21 protein-coding genes, 1 pseudogene and 1 riboswitch are annotated in these 23577 nt (G+C 63.8%); of the genes and pseudogenes, 12 read left to right on the top strand and 10 right to left on the bottom strand.

All coding sequences use genetic code 11. From position 1 onward, the window contains the following. Positions 1–92: 92 nt before the first annotated feature. Both ACT6VE_RS12015 and ACT6VE_RS12010 read right to left on the bottom strand, forming a co-directional pair. Positions 93–1196, bottom strand: coding sequence for a 2Fe-2S iron-sulfur cluster-binding protein (locus ACT6VE_RS12015; RefSeq protein ID WP_444798839.1), 1104 nt, complete (start codon positions 1194–1196; stop codon positions 93–95). A gap of 1 nt (position 1197) precedes the next feature. After that, positions 1198–2442, bottom strand: coding sequence for an aromatic ring-hydroxylating oxygenase subunit alpha (locus ACT6VE_RS12010; protein WP_444798838.1), 1245 nt, complete (start codon positions 2440–2442; stop codon positions 1198–1200). A gap of 115 nt (positions 2443–2557) precedes the next feature. After that, a riboswitch (cobalamin riboswitch) is annotated at positions 2558–2806 on the bottom strand. Positions 2807–3105: 299 nt separating this feature from the next. Here ACT6VE_RS12010 and ACT6VE_RS12005 point away from each other — a divergent pair. Beyond that, a complete protein-coding gene (locus ACT6VE_RS12005) occupies positions 3106–3711 on the top strand; it encodes a DUF6656 family protein (RefSeq protein WP_444798837.1) in 606 nt (201 codons plus the stop codon). 48 nt (positions 3712–3759) lie between these two features. Here ACT6VE_RS12005 and ACT6VE_RS12000 read toward each other — a convergent pair whose 3' ends face one another. Continuing rightward, positions 3760–4818 (bottom strand): diguanylate cyclase domain-containing protein, encoded by a 1059-nt coding sequence (locus ACT6VE_RS12000; RefSeq protein ID WP_444798836.1) that lies wholly within the window; start codon positions 4816–4818, stop codon positions 3760–3762. Positions 4819–4979: 161 nt separating this feature from the next. Here ACT6VE_RS12000 and ACT6VE_RS11995 point away from each other — a divergent pair, with 161 nt between their 5' ends. Continuing rightward, positions 4980–5954 carry an L-threonylcarbamoyladenylate synthase gene (locus ACT6VE_RS11995; protein WP_444798835.1) on the top strand — a complete coding sequence of 325 codons (975 nt, stop codon included), beginning with the start codon at positions 4980–4982 and terminating at the stop codon, positions 5952–5954. A 12-nt stretch (positions 5955–5966) separates the two neighbouring features. Continuing rightward, positions 5967–7397: an FAD-binding oxidoreductase gene (locus ACT6VE_RS11990; protein ID WP_444798834.1), complete on the top strand. Its 1431-nt coding sequence runs from the start codon at positions 5967–5969 to the stop codon at positions 7395–7397. 4 nt (positions 7398–7401) lie between these two features. Here ACT6VE_RS11990 and ACT6VE_RS11985 read toward each other — a convergent pair whose 3' ends face one another. Beyond that, the gene (locus ACT6VE_RS11985) at positions 7402–9726 is read right to left on the bottom strand and encodes a DUF1217 domain-containing protein (protein WP_444798833.1); all 2325 of its coding nucleotides are present in this window, start codon (positions 9724–9726) and stop codon (positions 7402–7404) included. A 283-nt stretch (positions 9727–10009) separates the two neighbouring features. Between ACT6VE_RS11985 and ACT6VE_RS11980 the strand changes: the two genes are divergently transcribed. The 3 genes from ACT6VE_RS11980 (at position 10010) to ACT6VE_RS11970 (ending at position 12387) form a co-directional block, all read left to right on the top strand. Beyond that, a complete protein-coding gene (locus ACT6VE_RS11980; protein ID WP_160861618.1) occupies positions 10010–10573 on the top strand; it encodes a DUF6101 family protein in 564 nt (187 codons plus the stop codon). Between the two features lie 156 nt (positions 10574–10729). Continuing rightward, positions 10730–10900: a hypothetical protein gene (locus tag ACT6VE_RS11975; RefSeq protein WP_444798832.1), complete on the top strand. Its 171-nt coding sequence runs from the start codon at positions 10730–10732 to the stop codon at positions 10898–10900. Between the two features lie 113 nt (positions 10901–11013). Continuing rightward, the gene (locus ACT6VE_RS11970; protein ID WP_444798831.1) at positions 11014–12387 is read left to right on the top strand and encodes a class I SAM-dependent methyltransferase; all 1374 of its coding nucleotides are present in this window, start codon (positions 11014–11016) and stop codon (positions 12385–12387) included. Between the two features lie 59 nt (positions 12388–12446). Here ACT6VE_RS11970 and ubiA read toward each other — a convergent pair whose 3' ends face one another. Beyond that, positions 12447–13400, bottom strand: a complete 954-nt coding sequence (gene ubiA / locus ACT6VE_RS11965; RefSeq protein WP_444798830.1) for a 4-hydroxybenzoate octaprenyltransferase — start codon at positions 13398–13400, stop codon at positions 12447–12449. 56 nt (positions 13401–13456) lie between these two features. Then, a complete protein-coding gene (locus ACT6VE_RS11960) occupies positions 13457–14260 on the bottom strand; it encodes a MipA/OmpV family protein (protein WP_083242884.1) in 804 nt (267 codons plus the stop codon). Positions 14261–14430: 170 nt separating this feature from the next. Between ACT6VE_RS11960 and ACT6VE_RS11955 the strand changes: the two genes are divergently transcribed. The 4 genes and pseudogenes from ACT6VE_RS11955 (at position 14431) to ACT6VE_RS11940 (ending at position 16791) form a co-directional block, all read left to right on the top strand. Then, positions 14431–14670, top strand: coding sequence for a hypothetical protein (locus tag ACT6VE_RS11955; protein ID WP_444798829.1), 240 nt, complete (start codon positions 14431–14433; stop codon positions 14668–14670). Then, positions 14627–14812, top strand: a pseudogene (locus ACT6VE_RS11950) (hypothetical protein); the annotation flags it as partial. The gene ACT6VE_RS11955 and the pseudogene ACT6VE_RS11950, both read left to right, overlap by 44 nt. Before the next feature lie 124 nt (positions 14813–14936). After that, positions 14937–16208, top strand: coding sequence for a phosphoribosylamine--glycine ligase (gene purD / locus ACT6VE_RS11945; protein ID WP_444798828.1), 1272 nt, complete (start codon positions 14937–14939; stop codon positions 16206–16208). A 106-nt stretch (positions 16209–16314) separates the two neighbouring features. Then, complete coding sequence (locus ACT6VE_RS11940; RefSeq protein WP_444798827.1) at positions 16315–16791, top strand: plant virulence effector HPE1-like domain-containing protein; 477 nt, start codon at positions 16315–16317, stop codon at positions 16789–16791. Positions 16792–16891: 100 nt separating this feature from the next. Here the strand turns inward: ACT6VE_RS11940 and ACT6VE_RS11935 are convergent, their stop codons facing one another. The 4 genes from ACT6VE_RS11935 to ACT6VE_RS11920 form a co-directional block, all read right to left on the bottom strand. Further along, positions 16892–17386 carry a DUF523 domain-containing protein gene (locus ACT6VE_RS11935; protein ID WP_444798826.1) on the bottom strand — a complete coding sequence of 165 codons (495 nt, stop codon included), beginning with the start codon at positions 17384–17386 and terminating at the stop codon, positions 16892–16894. Positions 17387–17399: 13 nt separating this feature from the next. Next, the gene (glyS, locus tag ACT6VE_RS11930) at positions 17400–19514 is read right to left on the bottom strand and encodes a glycine--tRNA ligase subunit beta (protein ID WP_444798825.1); all 2115 of its coding nucleotides are present in this window, start codon (positions 19512–19514) and stop codon (positions 17400–17402) included. Between the two features lie 102 nt (positions 19515–19616). Next, a complete protein-coding gene (locus tag ACT6VE_RS11925) occupies positions 19617–21545 on the bottom strand; it encodes a DUF2207 domain-containing protein (protein WP_444798824.1) in 1929 nt (642 codons plus the stop codon). A 14-nt stretch (positions 21546–21559) separates the two neighbouring features. Beyond that, positions 21560–22108, bottom strand: coding sequence for a LemA family protein (locus ACT6VE_RS11920; protein ID WP_444798823.1), 549 nt, complete (start codon positions 22106–22108; stop codon positions 21560–21562). A gap of 266 nt (positions 22109–22374) precedes the next feature. Between ACT6VE_RS11920 and ACT6VE_RS11915 the strand changes: the two genes are divergently transcribed. Together ACT6VE_RS11915 and ACT6VE_RS11910 are read left to right on the top strand one after the other, a co-directional pair. Next, complete coding sequence (locus tag ACT6VE_RS11915; RefSeq protein ID WP_444798822.1) at positions 22375–22572, top strand: hypothetical protein; 198 nt, start codon at positions 22375–22377, stop codon at positions 22570–22572. A gap of 107 nt (positions 22573–22679) precedes the next feature. After that, complete coding sequence (locus ACT6VE_RS11910) at positions 22680–23570, top strand: alpha/beta fold hydrolase (RefSeq protein ID WP_444798821.1); 891 nt, start codon at positions 22680–22682, stop codon at positions 23568–23570. The last annotated feature ends 7 nt before the right edge of the window (positions 23571–23577 follow it).

The following is a 23577-nucleotide window of genomic DNA, read 5'->3' as shown; positions in this document are numbered from 1 at the left end:
GGGTGTTTTCCCCCGCCCGCCGGGCGGGGGGCCCTTACCAAAAAATCTTTTCCGCCGCCCCCGCCGGCAATGGATAGGTCGAATACCTTGCGTCACGCCTCGATCGACACGTCGCCGATCGGCCGCGAGCAGCAGGCGAGGATATAGCCCTCCTCGATCTCGTCGTCGAGAATGCCGCCATTGTGGCGCATGTCCACGTCGCCGGAAATCTTCAGGACACGGCAGGTGCCGCACAGGCCGCCCTCGCAGGCCGCGCCGATGCGCACGCCGGCGGCGCGTGCCGTCTGCAGGATCGTCTGGCCGGGCGGGCATTTGCCTTCCTTGCCGGCCATGGTGAAGGAGATGGTGGCAACCGCATTGGCATCGACTTCGATCTCGCCGGCGCCGGCACGGATGGCGATCTCCTCCGGTGCCGGTGCTGCTGCCGGCTGGAAGCTCTCCTCGTGGTAGCGGTCCATGTTGAAGCCGCAGACCTTCAGCATGTCCCTGACGCCGCGCATAAACGGTTCCGGGCCGCAGCAGAACACGGTGCGGTCGCGGAAGTCGGGTGCGAGCAGCGACAGGCGCGCCGCGTCGATCCGGCCGCGCAGACCATGCCAGCCGTCGCGCGGATTGTGGCCTTCGACGACGAAGCCCAGCGCCAGGTTCGGCATGTGGGCCGCCAGACATTCGAGTTCCGCCTTGAACAGCAGGTCGTCCGGCCTGCGCGCACAGGTGACGAAGGCGACGTCCGACTGCGGTGCGCAATCCGACATCCAGCGCGTCATCGACATCATCGGCGTGACGCCGGAGCCGGCCGAGATGAAGAGGTACTTTTCGGCGGGATAGCGCACGAAGGAAAAGTCGCCGAGCGGTCCAAAGGCCTTCAGCCTCATGCCCGGCTTCAGATGGTCGAACATCCAGCGCGTGCCGATCGAGTTCTTCTGCGCCTTCACCGTCACGGCGACGGAGAAGGGGCGCGAGGGCGTCGAGGACAGCGTGTAGGTGCGCATCACCGGCTCGTCTTCGGAGACCGGCAGTTCCAGCGTGACGAACTGGCCCGGCAGATAGCGGAACCAGTTGTCGCGATCCGAGCGGAAGGTGAAGGTCATCACATCCGTCGTCTCGACGGTCGCGGCTACACATTCCAAGAGGTTGTGGCGATCGTGCCAGGGATTGAGTTCGTCGAAATGGCGGAATTGGCTGGCGATCGTCATCTCACGCCACCCGTGACAGCGGCTGCTTGGCGCCGTCGAGCCGTTCGATCATGAAATTGGCGTACCATTCAACGAACTGCATGACGCCACCTTCATCTTCCGGCGAATAAGGTCCGGGCTGGTAGGCCGGCGAGCGGATGCCGAAGGCGTTTTCCTCGACGATCCGGCGGTCCTGGTCGTTGGTTTCGGTCCAGACATGGGTGAGTTCGTCGAGACGGTAATCGATACCTTCCACGGCATCCTTGTTGACCAGCCATTTGGTGGTGACCTGCGTCAGTTCCGGGCCGAGCGGCAGCACGCGGAAGGTGATGGCGTGGTCGGCGAGCACGTGGTTCCATGTCGTCGGGTAGTGGAAGAGCAGCAGCGTGCCGATATGGCTTTCCTGCACGTCGCTGGAGAGCGGGCGTGCGACGGCGCGCGCACCCGACAGGGTGTAGCTCTCGGCGTCCTGGATCAGCGGCATGCGGGCGGCGCGGAACTGGCCGCTCAGTGACATGCGGAACTCGCTCGGCAGGCCGGCGGTCTCGCACTTCGCCCAATGCTCAGCGATGACCGGGTCGTCCTTGGCGCCCTGCACGCCGGTGGCGCTCGGCGCTTCCGGATAGGTGCGGCAGAGTTCCGGATGGTTGGCGGCACAGTGGTAGCACTCGCGGTTGTTTTCCCAGACGAGCTTCCAGTTGCCTTTCTCGATGATCGTGCTTTCGAAGGCGACCTTCGTCTCACCGAGACGGTGACGGGCGAGATAGGGCTCGACCATGGCACGGAACGGCGCAAAATCCGGGGCCTCATCGGCAAGGCAGATGAAGATGTAACCGCCGACGGTCTCGCAATGCATGCGCTTCAGGCTGTGCTGCGTCCTGTCGAAATCCTCCGCCATGTGGCGGGCGAAGAGCAGCGAACCGTCCAGTTCGTAGGTCCACTGGTGGTAGGGACAGACGAGCTTGGCCGACGAACCCTTGTTCTGCGTGCAGACGCGCGAGCCGCGGTGGCGGCAGGAATTGTGCAGCGCGCGCACCGTGCCCGAGCGATCGCGGGTGATGACGACGGGATAATCGCCGACCTGCACGGTGAAATAGTTGCCGGCCTTGGGGATCTCGCAGTCATGGCCGATGAACAGCCAGTCGCGATACCAGATCGTCTCCAGGTCGAGCTTGTAGTGGTCTTGGTCGATATAGAAGGCCTGCTCGAGGCTGTAGCCGTCGCGCCGGTTCTTGAGCTTGCGGAGCACGTCGCTGCGAATGTCCATGCCGGATCCTCAGAATATCCAGGTTTTGCTTTTGGATGAGGCGCACGGAAGGAGACGGCATCCACGCGGCAAGCCGCACGGAATGCACGCTTCCCGGCCGCCCGCCGCAGCCAGTCACGATCGTTTCTGCAAGGCTGGTTTCCGGGCTGAGGAGTGTTCTTGTCGGGTCATGACCGTGTCCAAAAAGTCGAAAACTTTTCGGGGTCATGCTTTCCGAACCGGTGCAGCGCCTTCCCAGACCTCCCGTCCAGTGGCTACTGCTGCACCTTGCTCCAACACCGTTGCGGGGGCAGCGCCGGATTTAAACCGGCTTCCCAATTCTCCACCCTCGCTTGAGAGTGGCACCTTGAGTTTCCTTATCTAACCGCAAGAATCATCACATAACATGTCGAAAAACGACACGGTCTCCTGATTTGACGACAGCTCTTTCCAGATGGCTTGGGGTGTGACCGGTTGACTTTTTCCAGTCATACCAAAGCGATATGCCCAATTTTTCGGCGCATTGCCCCGACAGGGGCTGCGCTGTGATCAAGCATCACGCGCTTGTCATATTGCGACTAAAATACTGTCAGGACAGGAATTGGGAGTGCAACAGAAAGGATTGCTTAACGACGTTTTCCTAAACTCGTCAGCGATCAGGGCGCGAGGATGGAGTGCCGCCACGTGCAGCAGACGAAATTTCGATATTACGACGCCGTTGCCTACAAGCGTGCGAACCCGCCGAAAGCAGCCGTACACACCCAGTTCCTCCGGACCGGCCGCATCGACCGCGACATCAGCTGGAGCCCGAGCGAGAAGCGCTACCTCTCCTATCAGGAAGTGGCCGAGCGCACCGGCCGCAAGCTGGAGCGGGCGGGCAGCGTCACCCATGACCGTATCAACGGCTTTCACGAGACGATCCAGTTTCCCAAGCTGATCTTCCACCGCACGCTGGCCGAGACGCCGCATCTCGGCTACTGCCACATCACGGTGGCCAATTCCCGCTTTGCGGAATTCCCGAACGTGCAATGGGCCTTTTACATGACCAATTTCCGTGCCGAGATCGGCGACGGGGAACAGTTCTTCGCCGGCATTTCGAAGAAGCCTGGCCGCATGTATTTCGCCATCGCGATCACCCCGACGGAAGAGGAAGGCCGCCTCACCATCGACCGCAAGGTGCGCGGCAACGGCGTGATCTTCCGCACAGACGACCCGAAGCTTGCCATGAAGAACGTGCTGATGCTCGGTGCCCGCAACGAGGCGCTACGCAAGATCATCCGCGCACTTTAGAGCATTTCGCGGCATGCAAAGCCGCTGCGCACCTTTGCTGGAATTGCTCTAGGACGCCCGGTACAGCATCCATTCCTTGCCGGCCGGCACTTCGTCACCGCGACCGTAGACGACGACGAGATCGCCCCCGGCGCCCTTCGCCTTCAGAAGCGCCCGGTCGCAGGCCGATGCGAGGTCGAGCGCGCTGTCGGCGCGGTCCGACATGCACACACCGGCTGACAAGGTCAGATGGCCGAGATTGCGGCCGGTGCGGGGGTCGCGGAGCGCCACCGTCTGGAACGCTGCGCGCAACAGATCGACGAGCCGTGTCACCTCGCCCTCGTCCGACGTCTGGAACAGGAAGCCGAAGCGCAGGCCGTCGAAGCGCACGGCGAGATCGTTGGCCGGGAACGCCTGGCGGATAAGGCCGCCGTAGAAGGTGACGAGATGGTCCGAAAGGGCCTCGATCTGGGCCGGCGAGAAACGGCGGTCGGCATCGACCTCGGCGACGACGACGCCGCAGAGCATCGGCAGGTCCGGATTGGCATAGACTCGGGCGAGCGCCTTGTTGAAGGCGCGGCGGTTGCCGAGTTTCGTCGGCGGGTCGATGAATTTCATCGCCTCGAAATCCGCCATCTCCTTCTGGATGCCCTCCATGACGGCCGATTGCGCGGCAACCTTTGCCGCCATTTCCGCCGTGTGGCTGACGCGCTGTTCCGTCGCGCGCTGCAGGGCCTCGAGCGAGCCGCCGAGTATGTCCACCCCGCCCGCTTTTTGAATGACCTGCGAGGCCTCGCCGATCAGCCGGCCGTAGTCGGAAAGCGACGTCCGCTCCTGGCTGAGCAGGTCCATGAAATTGCTCATCTCGCCGCTGATCGCACCGGCCGAGCGTTGCAGCACGCCCGCCTCGTGCTGGTGGGGCAGGTACTTCCGGCCGAGTTCATCGAGCATGGCCTGGGTCTTGTACTTGCCGAGCGCCACGAAATCGCGCACCAGATCCGGATTGGCGCCGGCATAGGCCTCATAGACCAGTTCGTAGTTGCGCGGCAGGCCATCGATGCCCATCTGCTTCATGGCCGTTGCGACGCGCAGGGCGATGTCGGTCGTCGAGGATTTCTTGTGAGTCATCTGGTGCGGGGACCTGCGTGCGGGACTGTTCACCTCACCCATAGCAGGCCGCTCTTTCGACCCCTCTAACCCGATCATTCGAATTTTAAGCAATCCGTCTGTGCCCTTGGCATTTGCCGCCAAAGCCCTGTAAAGGAGGCCGGAAACGACGGAAGGGCGACATGGCTTACATCGTGGATACGCGGACGGAACCGGAGGTGGCGCTGGCGCGGGCCTCGGAGGTGCTGAGCCGCGGCGTGCCGGTCGCGATCCCTACGGAAACGGTCTACGGCCTTGCAGCCGATGCCACCAATCCGCTGGCGATCACCCGCATCTATGAGATGAAGGGCCGGCCGCGCTTCAATCCGTTGATCTGCCACATGGCCGATCTCGCCATGGCGGAGCAGCATGCCGTCTTCGATCCGCTGTCGCGCCAGATTGCAGAGGCCTTCTGGCCCGGCCCGCTGACCCTCATTCTGCCGATCCGGCCGGAGAGCGCCATCCACCCGCTGGCGCGCGCGGGGCTGGACACGGTCGGCATCCGCGTGCCGACGGGTTTTTCCAGCCGGCTGCTTGCCGCCTTCGGCCGGCCGCTGGCGGCCCCCAGCGCCAATACCTCCGGCCGTATCAGCCCGACGACCGCCCGGCATGTCGCCGAGGATTTTGGCGCGCGGCTGGAGCTGGTGCTCGATGCCGGGCCGGCTGTGGTTGGGCTTGAATCCACCATCCTCAAGGTCGAGGGCGAAACGATCCGGCTGCTGCGCCCCGGCGGGCTGGATGCGGCCGAGGTTGAGCGCGTCACCGGCCGCCCGGTGCTGCGCAACGACACGGCGGGCGCCACGATCGAGGCGCCGGGCATGCTCGCCTCGCATTATGCGCCCGACGCGCCCGTGCGGCTCGATGCGCGTGACGTGCGGCCGGGCGAGGTGCTGATCCGCTTCGGCGGCAGGACGCTTCCCGGCGAGGCCGATGCGGCGCTCGTGCTGGACTTGAGCCCCAGCGGTGATCTGGCGGAAGCCGCCGCCAATCTGTTCGGCTATATGAAACAGGCGGATGCGACGGGCGCAGGCTCGATTGCGTTTTCGCCGATCCCTTCGGATGGCCTCGGCGAGGCGATCAACGACCGTTTGCAGCGCGCGGCCGCCCCGCGCGGCTAAAAGGAAGACGTGATGGCCCAGGCAACGCTTTCTCCCGACCTGATCACCCGTTTCGCCGCCATTACCGGCGAGACCTATGCGCTCACCGAAGACCGGGACATCGCCCCCTATCTCATCGAGAGCCGCGGGCTCTATCATGGTACGTCGCCGCTGGTGCTGCGGCCCGGTTCCGTTGAAGAGGTTTCGGCCATCCTGGCGCTCGCCACCGAGACCCGCACGGCCATCGTGCCGCAGGGTGGCAATACCGGCCATGTCGGCGGAGCCGCACCACGCGAGGGCGCAGCCGATGTCGTGCTGTCGCTCTCCCGCATCAACCGCATCCGCGATGTCGATCCGGTGGGCAATGTTATCGTCGCCGATGGCGGCGCGGTGCTGGCGGACATCCAGAAGGCGGCCGAAGCGGTCGACCGGCTGTTTCCGCTGTCGCTCGGCTCGGAAGGCTCCTGCCAGATCGGCGGCAACCTTTCCACCAATGCCGGGGGCACCGCCGTGCTCGCCTATGGCAATATGCGCCAACTCTGCCTCGGCCTCGAAGTCGTGCTGCCGACCGGCGAGGTGTGGAACGGGCTGCGCCGCCTCAAGAAAGACAATACGGGTTATGACCTGCGCGATCTCTTCATCGGCGCGGAAGGCACACTCGGCATCATTACCGGGGCTGTGCTCAAGCTTTTCCCGCGGCCGCTCGGCCACGAGGTCGCCTTCGCCGGTTTGAAATCGGTTGCGGATGCCCTCACCCTCTTCGAGCGCGCCTCCAGCCGTTGCGGCCCTGCCCTCACCGGCTTTGAACTGATGCCGCGCCTTGGCGTCGATTTCACCACGCGCCACATTCCGGGCGTGCGCGATCCGCTCGCCACCCGGCACGACTGGTACGTGCTCATCGACATCTCCACCTCCGACGACGCAGAGACTGCGACGCGCATGATGGAAGCGCTGCTGTCCGAAGGCATCGAGGCGGGGCTTGTCGAAAATGCGGTGATCGCCTCCAGCGAAGAGCAGCGCCGGGCGCTCTGGCACATGCGCGAAAGCATGTCGCCGGCACAGAAGCCGGAGGGCGGCTCGATCAAGCACGACGTCTCCGTGCCGGTCTCGGCTATTCCGGCGTTCATGGCGGAGGCGGACGCCGCGGTGATGGCCGCTATTCCGCGCGCGCGCATATGCTCGTTCGGCCATATGGGCGACGGCAATATCCACTACAACATCTCGCAGCCCGTCGGCGCTGACAAACAGGCTTTCCTTGACCGCTGGCGCGAGATCAACCACCTCGTGCACGGCATCGTGCTGAACTACAACGGCTCGATTTCCGCCGAGCATGGCATCGGCCAGTTGAAGCGCGACGAACTGGCGGAGGTCCGCGCGCCGATCGAGATGGACCTGATGCGAAGGGTGAAGCGATCCTTCGACCCCGCCGGCATCATGAACCCCGGCAAGGTCGTCAACGCCTGACCGTTCAGCTGCCGCCGGTGCGCAGCTGCGCCAGCGACATCATCAGGTCGGCGCTGATGCCGGCATTGCCGGAGCCGGTCAGCACCGATAGGGCGGCATCGGGTGTGCTCTGGTTGTCGAGGTCGTAGAGCACGGAGAACTTCACGATCATCTTGGCGACCTTCTCCGGGTCCTGCAGGTCTTTCAGCTCGAGATAGCGGTTGATCATGTCGGCCTGGGCATCGATATCCGCGCCGCCGATTTCGTCCGGCAACTGAAAGAGCACCTTGAACACCTCGAAGAGCGCATCGTCGGCGAGAAGATCGTAGGCGCTCGAGATCGTGTCCGCCTTGCGCTCGAAGTAAAGTGCCAGGCGCACGCCGGCATTGTCGTTGCCGGCCTCCTCCTCCAGCATCTGGCGGACGTAACTGTCGAGCGTCTCGTAGATGCCGCGGCGCGACTGGATCTGCGCATCGTCCGGCCGCTCGACAAGCCCTTCCGCGTTGAAGTTGAACGAGGCGACGATCTTGCGATAGGAGCGGTCGGCCTGCTGGTTCACGAAGCTCTTCGGATCGTCTAGATCGGAGGTGAAAATCTTCGCCATGAACTCGGCATCGACGCTGGCCGGATCGATGCTGTTGGCTTCCAGAACGAAGGCGACGAGGCGCGCATCGGACAGGAATTCCTTGACGGAATCGATCTTCTGCATCTGGACGGAGTAATATTTCGCCTCTTCCTCTGCCAGTTTGCGGTCATCCTCCGTTCCGAAACGGGATTTCTCCACCACATAGCCGCGCGACATGACGAGGATTTCGGATTCGGACTGCGCCAGTTTCGGCTGGGTAATATTACCGTCCGACCCGAAATTGAACGCCTTGGCGAGCTCCACGTAACGCTCGTCGTCGAGCTGGTACACATAGCTCTTCGGGTCGTTGAGGTCGCTTTTCAGCACATTCTTGATTGTCAGCGCCGAGACCTTCGTCGGATCGATGCCGAAGGCTTTCAACGCGAAGTCGTAGATCGTCGCTTCGCCGATGAAGTCCTTCACGGTCTTCACAGCGCCGATCTGGCCCTTGAAGCGCTTGATGGCGGTTTCGTCCGCCTCGTCATCCTTGTCGTTGTAGCGGACCATGTAGCCGCGCGCGGTCGTCGCGGTCTGGGCCGCGGTCTGCGGCGTGTCGCCGGCCGCCAGCGTTCCGTCTTCCTGGAAATTGAAGGCGGCGCGCAGCGCAACGTACTGTTCCTTGTCGGCACCGCCGAACATGTTGATGTAGCTCGTCGCATTGTTCGGGTCAGCGTCGCTGGTGATGATATTGCGCAGCGTCAGGCTGCCGACGGACACCTTGTCGAGATCGAAGGCGACCTTGAGGTAGGCGACTATGCGCGGATCGGCGATGAGTTCGTTTGCCGTGGTGATGCTGCCGATCCGGCTTTCGAAGTACTCCTGGTTCATCAGCGCCGCCGCGGTCGTTATGCGCGGATTGGAGAGCGTGTAGAGTTCGTTCGTGCCCTTCTTCTGGTCGGCGTCCTGCACGGTGCCGGCCGTCGCCGTGCCGTCCGTGTTGAAGTTGAACGCATCCGCCAGCGCACGGTATTTATCGACATTGCTGATGATGGCGATCTGACGGTTGATCTCCGCCTTGAGCTGGGTGATGCGCGGCTGGTTGGCGGGGTTCGATTCCAGCCCTGCCAGCTCGTCACTCGCCGCCTGCCGCGCCGCGGCGGCCGCCGTCGCCTTTGCCTCGAACTCCGTGTTGAAATAGCTCGCCGGGTCGTTGCGATCGCTCGACAGCACGCCCTTGATCGCCGCGCGCGAATAGTTCGCCGGGTCGATGCCGAAGGAGGTGAACACGTAGTTGCGCAGGCGCTCGTTGTTGAGCAGTTTGTCGACGCTCGTCACCGTGTCGATGACGATGTTGTAGTAGCGGGTTTCTTCCTTGATCACATCGCCGGCATTGGCGGCCGTCGCGGAATAGAGGCCAATGATCTCATCGAGCTGCACCTCGGTCTGCGCCACGGCGGTGGCGCCGGTGAAGCTGAAGGCGGTGGCAAAGTCGCGGTAGCGCGTATCGGTCAGCATGTTCACGAAGCTGTTGGCATCCGAGATGTCGCTATCCAGCACCTTGCGCATGAAGGCCTTGGCATAGGTCATCTCTTCCAGGCCGTGGGCTTTCATGGCGTAGGAATAGAGCCGGTAGTCGTCGAGGAACTCATCGACGGTCGACACCTTGCCGATGTTCTCCTTGTAATACGCCGCCTCACGCGCCGTCGTCGTCTCGCTCGCCGTGCGGTCCAGCGACGTCAACATGTCGCGCGCGATGAGGTTGTAGCTCGTATAGGTGGACAGCATCGGCAACTCTTCCTTCGTGGCAACGGCAAGCCAATCGAAGGCTATTTTCGCGCGCGAGGCTTGTCCCGGCCTGTTGGGAGCGTGGGACACTTGCGGGCCGCGGCGTTCACCTTCCCTAAACCCTGTGCCGTGCGGTTTTGCTAACCATCGGGAAGCGCAAAGTTTTCTTAACCGCAATTTTTAAGCGGCGAGGAAGGGGGCCCGCCTATTCTCCCCCTCAGAGGACGCAAAGTCCCAATGAGAAGACCGGATACGGCTCTCAAGGAAAACAAGGGCGAAAGACATGCTGAATACCGTTTCCAAGCCGGCATGGGCCGGCAACACGCTCCGGCTCGATCCCAAGCGCTTCCCGCAGCAGGTGACATTCGAGCTGCGTGGCGAAGGAACCGATGCCACCATCACGCTCGACGAGCGCGGTGCCGTCCTGCGCAAGGTCCTTCCGTCAAGCGGCCTGCCGCTTTCGATTGCACTGCCGGCCCGCGCCTTCAAGGGTGTTGCCGCCCGCGCCATCGACCACGGCAACGGCGACGTGACCGTTACCCTCGAATTGCATCACCCCGACCCGGACCTCTGCATTCCGCTGCTCGTGGCGCATGATCTCTGCGATATCGCCGCCGACTGGCGCAGCTGGGCGGACGCCTATCGCATTCCGATGCTGATGGTCGAGGCCGATGGCATCGCCCGGCCGCTCGACGACAACCTGACCGTCGGCAGCCGCCCCGCCAAGCCGCGCCGCCGCCACTCCTATTTCGCGGATCGCCGCCCGCGCTTCCTCGTGCGCCGCACGACGGGCAAGCTTGGCGTCCAGATGAAGATCGACGGCCGGGAAATCATCGCCCGGCGTTGATGCCCGACGAAGACATGACCTCCAGAAGAGCCGGCCGTTCCCTGCGGCCGGCTTTTTCGTGCCCTGTTCCCTCTGGAACACTTTTCACGCGCCCGGCGTGGGAAACAGCGTTCAACACAGCGGCGAAGCCCGCGCGAACGCAAGGGACCGATCATCATGGCAAAGCTCTTCACCACCCTCCTCGTCCAGATCCGCAAGGCCGACGCAGCGCTCATCGAGCGCGGCCGCCCACCGCGCCGGGGTTTCGAGATCGCGATGCATCCGGCGACTTTGCGCCGCTTGGAAGAGCGACCGCATGTGGGCGCGCGCTCGCCCCGCTACCGCTAGGCCGCGCGTCGGCCAATGCGGTCGCCTTTTGCCCGACGCCTGCCCGCAGCGGTTGACATCCGGCAGTGAAACAGCGCAATTGCACTCCGGTTTGAAACGTCGGAAAGTCTTGTATGTCTCGGGAACTCGGTACGCAGCGTGAGCTGGAAGCAACCAAAGCAGTTATCGGAGAGCTGGCCAAGCATCTCAACGTCAATATCTGCCTTGAGCTCTGGGATGGCACGGTCATCCCGCTCGGCAAGAAGGCCCAGGACGAAATCCGTTTCGTTGTCGCTTCCGCGAACGTGCTTCGCCGGCTGTTGCGCGAACCGTCGCTGATCAGCGTCGCCGAACTCTACGCCACGGGCGATCTCGACATCGTCGGCGCCAACCCGGTCGATGCGATGCGCGGCGTGGACCACCTCCAGTTCCTCCGCCTGCCCAAGAAGATCAACAAGGCACGCCTCCTGAAGATGGCCCTGCCCATCCTGCTCAAGAGCTATTCGGCCTCATCCTTCGTCAAGCGCTTCACCAAGAAGGCGGGCATCACCCCGACCAGCGGGCGCGACGACAAGGAGATGATCGGCTTCCACTACGATCTCTCCAACGACTTCTACAGCCTCTTCCTCGACAAGGAGATGGTGTATTCTTCGGCCTACTTCCCGACGCCCGACACGTCGCTCGACGAGGCGCAGATCAACAAGCTGGATCTCATCTGCCGCAAGCTGCGTCTTGCACCGGGCGACCGGCTGTTCGATCCCGGCTGCGGCTGGGGTGGGCTTCTGTGCTACGCGGCCCAGCATTATGGTGTCGATGCCTATGGCACGACGCTGTCGCAGGAGCAGTTCGACTTCGTGAACGCCAAGATCGACAGAATGGGCCTGGGCGACAAGGTCAAGATCGAGCTGCGTGATTGCCGCAGCATTTCCGACGACAAGATCTTCGACAAGATCGCGCAGGTGGAGATGATCGAGCACGTCGGCATCGCCAACCACCACGACTTCTACCGATACCTGCGCAAGCATATGCGCCCGCGCGGCGTCTATTTCGGCCAGGCAAGCTTCCGGCGGAATACCGAGCGGCCGGAGGATTTCCCGAAGCTCACGCCCTACATGCAGTTCATCGTGAAGTACATTTTCCCCGGCGGCGAGCTTGACCATGTCGGCATGACCACCGGCGCCCTGGAACGGGCAGGCTTCGAGGTTCATGAAGTCGAGGCCGTGCGCGAGCATTTCGGCTACACGACCGAACACTGGGTCCGCCGCCTCTATGAGCGCAGGGAAGAGGGTGCTGCCCTCGTCGGCATGCCGCAGACGCGCATCTGGCTGCTCTACCTCTCGCTTTGCGCGCTGTCCTTCCACCGTGGCGCGCTCAACGCGTTCCAGGTCGTCGCCACCAGCCGCCATTCCGGCGCATCCGGCGTCGGCTTCGACCGTACGACGGAATATGGCGGCGCCCGCCGCGTCGGGACCGAAGCCACTTCCGAAAGTGCGCTGAAGACCGCCTGAGTTTATGGTCTTGCGCAGTTGGGAACGTAAAACCGCTGCGCAGTTTTGCCGGAATTGCTCTAAGCGAAGGGTAGCGCGGCAACGAGGCCCAGGAACAGGATCAGCCCGACGACACCGTTGAACTTGAACAGTGCCAAGCACTGTTCGGGGTCATCGATGTCGAGCGTGGCGATCTGCCAGGCGAGCATGACGCCTGCGACGACAAGGCCGAGCCAGGCGACAAGACCGACACCGGTGAGCCAGAACGACAGCGCGATCAGCGCCACCGTCAGGCCATAGAGCCCCATAAGCCACTGCGCCGTATTCTCGCCGAACAGCCGCGCTGTGGAGCGCACGCCGATCAGCGCGTCGTCTTCCTTGTCCTGATGGGCATAGATCGTGTCATAGCCGATCGTCCAGGCGATGGCGGCTATGTAGAGCGCGACAGAGGCGCTCGAAATCTCCGAAAACTCCGCCGCCCAGCCCATCAGCGCGCCCCAGGAAAAGGCCATGCCGAGGAAGAATTGCGGCCAGTCGGTAAAGCGCTTGGCAAAGGGATAGATCGCGACGATCGCCAGCGACGCGACGCCGAGCACGATGGCGAAAAGATTGAACTGCAGCAGCACGACAAGGCCGACAAGCGCCTGCAGCGCCATGAAGATCTTCGCCTGCCGGCGCGTGACGCGGCCGGACGGCAGCGGGCGCGAGCGGGTGCGGGCGACCGCCTGGTCGATATCGTGGTCGACGAGATCGTTATAGGTGCAACCGGCGCCGCGCATGGCGATGGCACCGATGAAGAATAGAACGAGATGCGTGACGAAACGCGTCAGATCGAACGTGCCGACCGCCGCCGAAAGGTTGGCCGCCAACGCCGTCGACCAGAGGCAGGGCAGGAGCAGAAGCTGCCAGCCGATCGGCCGGTCCCAGCGCGCAAGCTGTGCATAGGGCCAGGCGGCGCGCGGCAGCGCGCGGTAGACCCAGTTGTTGGACGGCGCATCGGCGACGCGGCCGGAATCGGACGGAGAGGTGATCATCCCCCTAGATCGCAAGCGGCCTCGCCCCGGTCAAGCCGGCACGAAGCCGCAGCCGGTTACGGCAACGTGAAATCGAAGCGGTAGGTGGCGGAGAGGCCGATCAGGAACTGGTTCTTGTCGCCGCGCTCCTTGACGAGGCTCGACTTCGCCGCGTCACCGACAAGGCGCTTGTATTCGGCAAAGGCGCTGGTTTCGATCTTCTCGTTGACCTGCCAGGTAATGGCGGCACCGGCACCGACCGAATGGATACCGCCATCCGGATCGAAGGCGTCAAGGCCGGATTCCGCGACCTGGCTCGGCTTCACGCCGTAATAGGTGTCCATGTAGTCGTTCGAAGCGATGGTGACACGCGGACCCGCCGAGAGGCGCACATCCGGCCGCACGTCGACAAAAGCATCCGCCGAAATGTCCGCAACGATGCCGTCATGGCTGCGGATGCCGTGGCGCACTTCGCCGCGCACGCGCAGCCAGTCGGTCGGATAGGCTTCGGCGAACGCACCGAGTTCGCCGCCGAATTTTACCGGGGTCAGGCCCTTGAGATCGTCGGAATCGCCGTCATCGCGCGACATGACCAGCTTGCCGGTCGCACCGGCGCGAAAACCGCCATTGTCGATGAGCGCGAAGGACGGGTTGTCGTTGCGCGAGGAGAAACGCACCGTGCTGCCGGCCTTGCCGAGCGAGATCATCGGGGTGACCTGGAACAGGTACTTCTTGGCGCCTTCGTAATCCGGGGCGGCAAAGCCGGCAGCGCCGACCTTCAGATACCAGTCACCGGACCAGAAATAATCGCCGGCAAAGGCGCTTGCAGGCGCAAACAACAGGGCGGCCGCAGTCATTGCGGTCGAAACACGGATACGCAAAACTAAAATCCTCGCTTCACCGGCAGACCCGCCGCGGGCCGCCGAAACCTTCGATTTGGTGAACATTAGCCGTGTTTCATTACCGTTTCGCTAACCATCGTTCAGACCACGAAGCCGGAACGATTCGCTCCAGTCTGCGTTTTTTAAGAGATGAAACAAGGAGTTTTCCCATGACCATCAGCACGATGGAGCTGAAGCTGAACGCGATCCGCACCGATACCGGCCTCTCCCGGAAGGAAAAGATCGAAAAACTCGAAAGGCTGCGCACCGAAGCCCGCGCCCTCCAGCGCGCCGCAACTGAAAGCGCCATGGTCGCGGATGACGGCTGGTTCGAGGACATGCACCTGATCGACACCGAACTGGAAAATCTCGGCCGCGGCGTCGAGGAAAAGGGCGCGGCGACGCTGTGACGTCCCGACGACACCTGCAAACCCAGCCCCCTCATCCGACCCTTCGGGCCACCTTCTCCCCGCTGGGGAGAAGGGAGTAGGAAACGTTTGCGATCTCCCCTTCTCCCCGGCGGGGAGAAGGTGCCGGCAGGCGGATGAGGGGGATCACACATTACTCTTCATAGCCAATCACCCGCTAGAGACAGCCATGGCGCCTTCCAGCCCTTGACCTTTAGGCCCCGCCCGCTTAACCCGCCTGCAATCAAGGACGGATCGAGGGTGCGGGTATGAAGGTTCTTTTGATCGGAGCGGGCGGACGCGAGCACGCCCTTGCCTGGAAGCTGGCGCAATCGCCCCTCCTCACCACGCTCTATGCGGCGCCTGGCAATCCCGGCATCGCCGAATGCGCGACGCTCGTTTCGCTTGATATCGACGACCATGCCGCGGTCTCGGCCTTCTGCAAGGACAATGGCGTGAGCTTCGTCGTGGTCGGGCCGGAAGCCCCGCTCGTCGCGGGCATTGCCGATGTGCTGCGCGCCGATGGCATCGATGTTTTCGGCCCATCCGCGGCGGCCGCCCAGCTCGAGGGCTCCAAGGGTTTCACCAAGGACCTCTGCGCCAAATACGACATCCCGACCGGCGCCTACCAGCGCTTTACCGACGCCGCCTCGGCAAAAGCCTATGTCAACGAACAGGGCGCGCCAATCGTCATCAAGGCCGATGGGCTTGCCGCCGGCAAGGGCGTGACCGTCGCCATGACGCTCGACGAGGCGCTGGCCGCCGTTGACGACTGTTTCGACGGCGCGTTCGGCGCTGCGGGCGCGGAAGTCGTGGTGGAAGCCTTCCTCGATGGCGAGGAGGCGAGCTTCTTCTGCCTCTGCGATGGCGTAAACGCTCTGCCGCTTGCCTCGGCCCAGGACCATAAGCGCGTCGGCGACGGCGATACCGGCCCGAACACCGGCGGCATGGGTGCCTATTCGCCGGCTCCGGTGATGACGCCCGACATGGTCGAACGCACGATGAAGGAGATCATCGAGCCGACGATCCGCGGCATGGCGGCGGATGGCCACCCGTTTCAGGGCGTGCTCTTTGCCGGGCTGATGATCACCGCCAAAGGCCCTGAACTCATCGAATACAATGCGCGATTCGGCGACCCCGAATGCCAGGTGCTGATGATGCGGCTTGAAAGCGACCTGCTGCCGATCCTGCACGCGGCGGCGATCGGCCGGCTCGACAAGGTTTCCGCCGAGTGGCGCGACGCGCCGGCACTGACCGTCGTCATGGCCTCCAAGGGCTATCCGGGCAGCTATGAGAAGAATACGCCGATCCTGTCGCTGCCGGCGGACGACGCAAGCACCAAGGTGTTTCATGCCGGCACAGCGCTGAAGGACGGCACATTGGTGGCGACCGGCGGGCGCGTGCTCAATGTCACGGCTGTTGCCGCTACCGTCGCGGACGCCCAAAAGGCGGCCTATCAGGCCCTCGACCGGGTAAAGTGGGACAACGGATTCTGCCGCCGCGATATCGGCTGGCGCGCCATCGCCCGTGAAAAGGCCTGAAGTGGGCCGTTAAAATCGGCCGGTTGCTCAAATTTTACCATTTCCCCTGACGGGACCGTAACCGGCGAGCGCTATTCTCCCTGTAATGATTAGGGAGAACCGTTTGATGCGTACCCTGTTGCCGGCCTTCGCCTTCGTGCTTCTTGCCGCCCCCGCCTTTGCCGGGTCGATCGAACCTGTTGTCAGCGCCACATCAGCAGGTACGAGCGTAGAGACGATCACCTGCAGCGATTGCCCACCCTTGAAGCCGAAGCGCGCGCTCAGCACCTACCATGTCGATGCCATCGAGCCCGGCACGCAGAAGGTCGAGATCCGCGAAGCGGACGGCGAGCGCAAGATCTTCCGTACCGAGGCCTGGATGGGCGGTTCGCCGGTGCTCTTCGTCAGCAAGGCGCCGGTTGAAGCGCTACAGGCGGCAGAAGTCGAAAAAACGTTGGACGAGAATGCCGCGGTGACGCAAACCGTCGATGCCAGCGCCAAGACGAGCGCGGTGGACGAGACCGCCGCACACGAGGCCGCAACGGCGACGATGACCTCCTCACGCGAGTTTGATCCGTCGAAATTTGCGCTTCGGGTCAATTGACCCCATATTGGAGGGACCCTGCCCCTCAGTCCCTCCAGGCTGATGGATCCGTGAAAACGGACGTTTTGCGCCCCTGACCTCAAGCGGGGGCGCAGGCGTGTCAGACGCCCTCTGCAAAATCATGTGCGAGTTGCTCGACCTCCCGGTCGGAGTAGACGGCGACGCCGTTCCGGCGCAGCAACGCCGCCGTCACGCCCTGCCCCGCATGCCGCACACCGGAAAAGCTGCCATCATAGACGAAGCCGGACCCGCAGGACGGGCTTCCATCAATGAGCAGCGCATGCCGGCAGTCGTTCTCCCGCGCCACATCGAGCGCGATCTGCGCACCGGCGATATAGGCCGCGGACACATCCGCACCGGATAGTTCCAGCACCCGCGCCCGTCCGTCGAGCACGTCGTCCCCGTTCAAACCGTTTTCGATTTCCGCCGGCGGCCGTGGCACCTGGAAGCCGCCCGCCAGCTCCGGACAAAGCGTGACCAGCCGCCCCTCCGCCTTCCAGCGGTCGACAGCATCATGGATCAACGGCTTCGCCGAGCCGTTATAGCGCACCGGCAGGCCGGCAAGGCAGGCACTGATGAGGATCTTTCCGGCCATCAGCGCCCGTCCCTCACCCCGCGATCTTCGAGAAATCCGCAACCGTGCCGGTCGCCGCACGGATGGCGGCGAGGAGGGCGAGGCGGTTGGCGCGGATGGCCGGGTCTTCATCATTGACGAGCACGTCGTTGAAGAACTGGTCGACTGGCGTGCGCAAGGCGGACAGCGCTTCCATGGCGGAGCGGAAGTCTTCCTTTGCGACGGCGGCAGCCGCATTCTTCGAGGCCGTCTCCACGGCGGCGTAAAGCGCCCTTTCCGCATCGAGCTTCAGGAGATCGGCCGAGACCGCGCCTTCAACGACAGTACCCTTCTTCTCTTCCGCCGCCAGCAACTGCGTGGCGCGCTTGGTGCCGGCGAGCAGGTTCTGGCCCTCTTCGGAGGTGATGAACGCCGTCAGCGCCTCGACACGGCGGGCGACCATCAACAGATCATCGGCCTCCGGCGTCAGCACGGCGTCGATCAGGTCATGGCGCGCGCCCATGTCGCGGAGATAGACCTTGAGGCGGTCCTGGAAGAAGGCAATGAGATCCGGATCCTTTGCGACGGAGCCGAGCGGCAGACGGATGTTCTTTTCTAGCAGCATGCGGATGACGCCGAGTGCGGCACGGCGCAACGCATAGGGGTCCTTCGAGCCGGTCGGCTTCTCGTCGATCGCCCAGAAGCCGATCAGCGTGTCGAGCTTGTCGGCAAGCGCGACCGTGAGGCCGACCTTTCCGGCGGGAACACGATCGGACGGGCCTTGCGGCTTGTAATGGTCTTCAATGGCTTCGGCGACGGCGGCGTCCTCGCCCTGCAGCGCCGCGTATTTGCGGCCCATGATGCCCTGGAGTTCCGGGAATTCGCCGACGGCTTCCGTGCGTAGGTCCGCCTTTGCGAGCACGACGGCGCGGTCGACGAGCGCAGCATCGGCACCGGTGACCTTCGCGAGTTCAGCGGCAAGCCTGCGGATACGCGCGACGCGCTCGCCCTGCGTGCCGAGCTTGGCGTGGAACGTCACGTTCAGCGCATCGAGCTTGGCCATGCGCTGGTCGAGCGGCTTTTTCAGGTCGAGGTCGAACTTTTCAGCCGAGGCCTTGAGGGTCTCGAGGTCCGGCAGGTCGCCCTGGTCGCGCAGCCAGAAATGCTTGGCGTCAGAAAGGCGCGCACGCACGACCTTGCCGTTGCCGTGCACGATCTCCTTGCCGCCATCCTTCGCCTCGATGTTGGCGATGAGGATGAAGTGGTTGGAGAGTGTCTCGGCGCCCGGCTTGCGGGTGACAAAACACTTCTGGTTCGTCTTGATCGTCAGGCGGATAATTTCCGACGGGATCGCCAAAAACTCTTCCTCGAAGGTGCCCATCAGCACCTGCGGCCATTCGACGAGGCCCGAAACTTCTTCCAGCAGGCCCTCGTCCTCGACCAGTTCGAGGCCGTTGGCGAAGGCGACGGTGTTGGCGTCGGTGGCGATGATCTGCTTGCGGCGCTCGGCATCGAGCACGACCTTTGCCTTCTCCAGATTGGCGGCATAGTCCTCGAAGCGGCGCACGGTGATTGGCTCCGGCGCATGGAAGCGATGGCCGTAGGTAGTATTGCCGGCAACGAGCCCGTCGACCTCGAAGGGCACGACGCGGGTTTCTTCCGTTTCCGAGCCGAAGGTGCAGACGATCGATTGCAGCGGGCGCACCCAGCGCAGCGCGCCGGGTTTTGCCGAGGCGGTACCGGAGCGCATCGACTTCGGCCAGGGGAAGTTGCGGATGATGCCGGGCATGACGTCCGCAATGATCTCGTCGGCGGGACGGCCGGGCTTCACGAGATGGGCGACGTAGAAGTCACCCTTCTTCGGATCGCTGTGCACATGGGCTTCTGAGACCGAGGCCAGGCCTGCCTTGCGCAGAAAACCCTGGATCGCCGGCTCGGGCGCCGACGTCGCAGGTCCCTTGATGTCCTCACGCACGTCGCTCGAGCGGGCTTTGAGGCCACGAATATCGAGCGTCAGGCGCCGCGGCGTCCAGTATTCGCGCGCGCCCTCATAGGTCAGGCCCGCTTCGACCAGCGCGTCGGTGACAAGCTTCTTCAGGTCCCCCGCCGCCTTGCGCTGCATGCGGGCGGGAATTTCCTCGGAGCGGAGTTCAAGCAGGAGATCGGGCATGGGGGTCACTGACTGATGATTTTTCGACTGGCCGGGACTTAGCAAGCTGTGGCGCAAATGTCATCCGTCCAAGCCCGAAAAGTCAGATAGACGGCAAAGCCTCTACCATCCGCCACCACCGCCACCGCCGCCTCCACCGCCGGAGGAGCCGCCACCGCCCGAAGAAAACCCGGACGAAGAATTTTTCGGCGGATCGGGCAATGAGGAGGTCATGGTGCCCGCCATGGAGCCGGCGAAGCCGCCCATGCGGTCGGTGAAATTGCCGGAGGAGAGGCTGTCGCCGTGGTACCAGACGGGCTGGTAGGTGGTGGCGGCACCGGCAGCGGCGAGGAGCCAGTGGTCGAAGGTTTCCGACCAGGGTTTTTCCACGCCGAGCGCCACGGCATAGGGCAGCAGCGTCTCGAAATGGCGGGGCGACATTTCTGGCGCGCCGGCCATGTTCATGCGGTCTTTTTCGGCGAGCGTCAGGTATTGGCGCAGGCCCGCGATGCCGTCCATCATCTTGCGGCCGAGCGGTGTCGGCGCGCCCATCAGGAAAAAGAACACGAGATTGGTGACGACGATGCCGCCGATGGCGGCAAACAGCGGCAACTGGCCGGTTGCAGCACCGGTGGCAAAGAGCGCGAGCACGATGCCGCCGAACACCGTGAGGAAGACGAAGCTGATGAAGGCGATGATGGCGACCGCAAAAATGCGCGCGCCGAGCGACTTCGACCGCCTGAAATTCTGACCGAGCGCGACCGCGAAGATCGACACGAAGACGGAGGCAAAGACCGGCAGGATGACGAGCACGATGCCCTCCTCCGGCAGCGAGCCGAAGACCAGCAGGCCGGCGAGGCAGGCAAGCGACAGCAGGATGCCGCCGATCGCCTGCGGCCAGTTGGCGAGGTAATATTTGCGCCGGTGCTCCTTTTCCATCGCATCGCGGAAATCGCCGCCGAGTGTCTGCACGCGCTTGCCGTTCGACTTGTCGATGGCGAGGCTCGTGCCGGCAGCACCCAGTGCGCCGAGCAGCACCTTTTCGCCCGTCGGCAGGTCGCCGGCTGTCTTGTCCGTGCGGGTGACGACGATCGATTTTTTCAGGTCCTGAAGCTCGACCAGCCCCTTGACCGCAAGGTTGAGGAAGGAGGCCGAAATCGCCGTCCAGCCCTGCCCGCCAAACCCCTTCTCGTCGATATAGTTGACGAGTGCGGGGGACATGCCCTCCGGCGCATCCCAGCGCGGCACCACGACGCCGCGCGGCGGATCGCGCCCGACGGAAAGCCAGGCCCACAGATAATAGCCGACGACGAGAACGAGGCCGCCGAAGGCGAGGAAGAGATTGCGGTTGTCCTGGAAGAAGAGCGCCCGCTCCTCCTCCGGCGTCGGGCGGCTGATGCTGCCGGCCGGCATCTTCACGCCGATCGTCAGGCCCTCCTGGGCCGCCAGTTCGCGCGTCGTCTCAAAGCTTGCCTGATTGCCGCGGTTTTCCGCGCGCGCATCCTTGCCCGTTGCACCGAGCGGGCCGGTAAAGACGGTCAGTTCCTCGGCACGCACACCCTCCGGCAGGGTCACGGTTGCACTCGCGCGATGGATGGGAAAGGCCCATTCGGTGCCGGTGACATTCCAGAACAGTTCGTCATGCGTGTCGAAGAAGCGGATCTGCCGGGTCGTCTCGTAGGTCAGCCGGTACTGGTGGAAGCCGGGATCGAGCAGCACGTCCGCCGAGCCGAAATAGATGCGGATGCCACGACGGATGCTTTCCGTGCGGTAGGGTTCCGGTCGGCCGTCACGCTCGACACTCAAGATCTTGAAGCCGACCTCGCGCTCCCGCCCTTCGGCATCGACAAAGGTCAGCGGGAAATCGCGGTAGATGCCGCGGCGGATCTGGTTGCCCTCGGCATAGACGCGGATCGTTTCCGCCACCGTCAGCGTGCCGTTCTTGGCGAGCGCGATATCGGAATGGTAGCGGTCGAAATACTCTTCCGCCCGGGCAGCACCCCCGACCAGAAGGCAGAGCCACAGCGTCAGGAGAGCGGCAATCCGCATCATAGGGAACCCCAAATCTAGAACTTTACCGTCGGCACAGCCCGGTCGGCCGGGTTTTCGATCTCGAAATAGGGCGCCTTGATGAATTTGAAGAGGCTGGCGACGAGGTTCGACGGGAAGCTTTCGACCTTGACGTTGAGATCGCGGGCGGCACCGTTGTAGTAGCGGCGCGACATCTGGATCTCGTCCTCCAGCGTTTCCAGCGACTGCTGCAACTCGGCAAAGTTCTGGTTGGCCTTGAGGTCCGGATAGGCCTCGGCAAGGGCGAAGATGCGGCCGAGCGCCTGGCTGAGCAGGCCCTCCGCCTGGGCGCGGCCGGCGACATCGCCTGCTGGCACGGCCTGCGCCTGGTTGCGCAGCTCGACGACCTTTTCCAGCGTCTCCTTCTCGTGGCTCGCGTAGCCCTTCACCGTCTCGATGAGGTTGGGAATGAGATCGGCGCGGCGCTTCAGCTGCACGTCGATGCCGGACCAGGCCTCTTCCTTCACCTGCCGGGCGCGCACCAGGCCGTTGTAGATGATGATGGCGTAGATGACGACCACCGCCGCGATTCCCAGACCGATCATGGGTTCTCCGCTCCTTCTGTGTGTTGCCTGTGAACTTAGCATTCGCGCCGGCGCAGGAAAGCCCCCTCATCCGCCTGCCGGCACCTTCTCCCCGCTGTGGAGAAGGGGAAAACCTGCCCGCGCCTCCGTTCCCTTCTCCCCTCGGGGAGAAGGTGGCCCGAAAGGGCCGGATGAGGGGGCTTTCACCCTGTCACCGCGGGAACCGCGCGGCGGCGTGCTTTGCCCGATAGTCGCTCATCAACAACACGAACCCCGAAGCGACCGTCATGAAAGCCCTCGTCCTCACCATCAACGTTCTCGGTTTCACCGCCCTGTTCCTCGCCTACACGATGGGCGCTGCGGTCGACCGTCCGAAGGGTGTACGCCGGGCGCTCCAGACCTATGCCGGCCAGCTCCCCACCGGCACCTTCCCCACGCTGAAGCCCGTCTGGGAACTGGGCGTGAAGGTCACGACGATCGCTTGAGGCGCCGCTCTCTCCGCCCGCCACCCTTGCCGAAACGATCCCGCCGGTCATATTGAATTGGCGGTGCCGCCGTTGCGGTCTGCCTGTCCGTGACGGAGGAGCATGGGATGAAAACTGTCGCCGCCGGGTCTCTCGAGATCGCCTATATCGAGGCCGGGCCTGCCGATGGGCCTGCCACCGTGCTGCTGCACGGCTTTCCCTATGATGGTCACGCCTATGACGCGGTCTGCGAAACGCTTGCCTCCGCCGGCCATCGCTGCATCGTGCCGTTCCTGCGCGGCTTCGGCGCCACGCGTTTTCTCTCCGCAGAGACGCCCCGCTCCGGCGAGCAGGCGGCGCTCGGCGCGGACCTCCTCGCCCTGCTGGACGCGCTGTCCATCGAAAAGGCCTATCTTGGCGGATACGATTGGGGCGGGCGTGCCGCCTGCATCGTCTCGGCACTCTGGCCGGAGCGGGTGCAGGGGCTCGTCAGCTGCGGCCAGGGATACAACATCCAGAACATCGCGCAGGCGGGCACGCCGGCCGCGCCGGAGGAAGAGGCGCGGTACTGGTACCAGTATTATTTTCATTCGGAGCGCGGTCGCAGGGCCTTGCAGGAAAACCGCCGGGGGCTCTGCACTTTCATCTGGAAACTCTGGTCACCGACATGGGGTTTCGACGCGGCGACATTCGACCGTTCGGCGGCCGCCTTCGACAATCCGGATTTCGTCGAGATCGTGATCCATTCCTACCGGCACCGCTTCGGCGGTATTCCGGGTGATCCGGCACTGGCGGGCATAGAGGCCCGGCTGGCACGGCAGCCGGATATTTCCGTTCCGACGATCGTGCTGATGGGGGCCGACGATGGCGTCGACCCGCCCTCGCCCGTCGATCACGACAGGCGGCACTTCACGGCAGCCTATGAGCGGCGCGTCGTTTCCGGCGCGGGCCACAACCTGCCGCAGGAAAAGCCTGACGCCTTCGCTGAAGCCGTCATCGATCTCGCGCGGCGGCGCTGAACAACCA

The sequence above is a fragment of the Shinella sp. genome, from assembly GCF_052438155.1.
Taxonomy (GTDB): Bacteria; Pseudomonadota; Alphaproteobacteria; order Rhizobiales; family Rhizobiaceae; genus Shinella.
Note: the sequence above shows the minus strand (reverse complement) of the source record. Positions and strands in the feature narration are given on the sequence as shown.

What these genes read in the sequence shown, in the direction of transcription:
- ACT6VE_RS11990 (WP_444798834.1), top strand. Translation starts at nt 5,967, where the DNA reads ATGGCCCAGGCAACGCTTTCTCCCGACCTGATCACCCGTTTCGCCGCC.
- ACT6VE_RS11995 (WP_444798835.1), top strand. Translation starts at nt 4,980, where the DNA reads ATGGCTTACATCGTGGATACGCGGACGGAACCGGAGGTGGCGCTGGCG.
- ACT6VE_RS12015 (WP_444798839.1), bottom strand. Translation starts at nt 1,196, where the DNA reads ATGACGATCGCCAGCCAATTCCGCCATTTCGACGAACTCAATCCCTGG.
- purD (WP_444798828.1), top strand. Translation starts at nt 14,937, where the DNA reads ATGAAGGTTCTTTTGATCGGAGCGGGCGGACGCGAGCACGCCCTTGCC.
- ACT6VE_RS12000 (WP_444798836.1), bottom strand. Translation starts at nt 4,818, where the DNA reads ATGACTCACAAGAAATCCTCGACGACCGACATCGCCCTGCGCGTCGCA.
- ACT6VE_RS11980 (WP_160861618.1), top strand. Translation starts at nt 10,010, where the DNA reads ATGCTGAATACCGTTTCCAAGCCGGCATGGGCCGGCAACACGCTCCGG.
- ACT6VE_RS11920 (WP_444798823.1), bottom strand. Translation starts at nt 22,108, where the DNA reads ATGATCGGTCTGGGAATCGCGGCGGTGGTCGTCATCTACGCCATCATC.
- ACT6VE_RS11955 (WP_444798829.1), top strand. Translation starts at nt 14,431, where the DNA reads ATGACCATCAGCACGATGGAGCTGAAGCTGAACGCGATCCGCACCGAT.
- ubiA (WP_444798830.1), bottom strand. Translation starts at nt 13,400, where the DNA reads ATGATCACCTCTCCGTCCGATTCCGGCCGCGTCGCCGATGCGCCGTCC.
- ACT6VE_RS11925 (WP_444798824.1), bottom strand. Translation starts at nt 21,545, where the DNA reads ATGATGCGGATTGCCGCTCTCCTGACGCTGTGGCTCTGCCTTCTGGTC.
- ACT6VE_RS11935 (WP_444798826.1), bottom strand. Translation starts at nt 17,386, where the DNA reads ATGGCCGGAAAGATCCTCATCAGTGCCTGCCTTGCCGGCCTGCCGGTG.
- ACT6VE_RS12010 (WP_444798838.1), bottom strand. Translation starts at nt 2,442, where the DNA reads ATGGACATTCGCAGCGACGTGCTCCGCAAGCTCAAGAACCGGCGCGAC.
- ACT6VE_RS11940 (WP_444798827.1), top strand. Translation starts at nt 16,315, where the DNA reads ATGCGTACCCTGTTGCCGGCCTTCGCCTTCGTGCTTCTTGCCGCCCCC.
- ACT6VE_RS11970 (WP_444798831.1), top strand. Translation starts at nt 11,014, where the DNA reads ATGTCTCGGGAACTCGGTACGCAGCGTGAGCTGGAAGCAACCAAAGCA.
- ACT6VE_RS11985 (WP_444798833.1), bottom strand. Translation starts at nt 9,726, where the DNA reads ATGCTGTCCACCTATACGAGCTACAACCTCATCGCGCGCGACATGTTG.
- glyS (WP_444798825.1), bottom strand. Translation starts at nt 19,514, where the DNA reads ATGCCCGATCTCCTGCTTGAACTCCGCTCCGAGGAAATTCCCGCCCGC.
- ACT6VE_RS11915 (WP_444798822.1), top strand. Translation starts at nt 22,375, where the DNA reads ATGAAAGCCCTCGTCCTCACCATCAACGTTCTCGGTTTCACCGCCCTG.
- ACT6VE_RS11975 (WP_444798832.1), top strand. Translation starts at nt 10,730, where the DNA reads ATGGCAAAGCTCTTCACCACCCTCCTCGTCCAGATCCGCAAGGCCGAC.
- ACT6VE_RS11910 (WP_444798821.1), top strand. Translation starts at nt 22,680, where the DNA reads ATGAAAACTGTCGCCGCCGGGTCTCTCGAGATCGCCTATATCGAGGCC.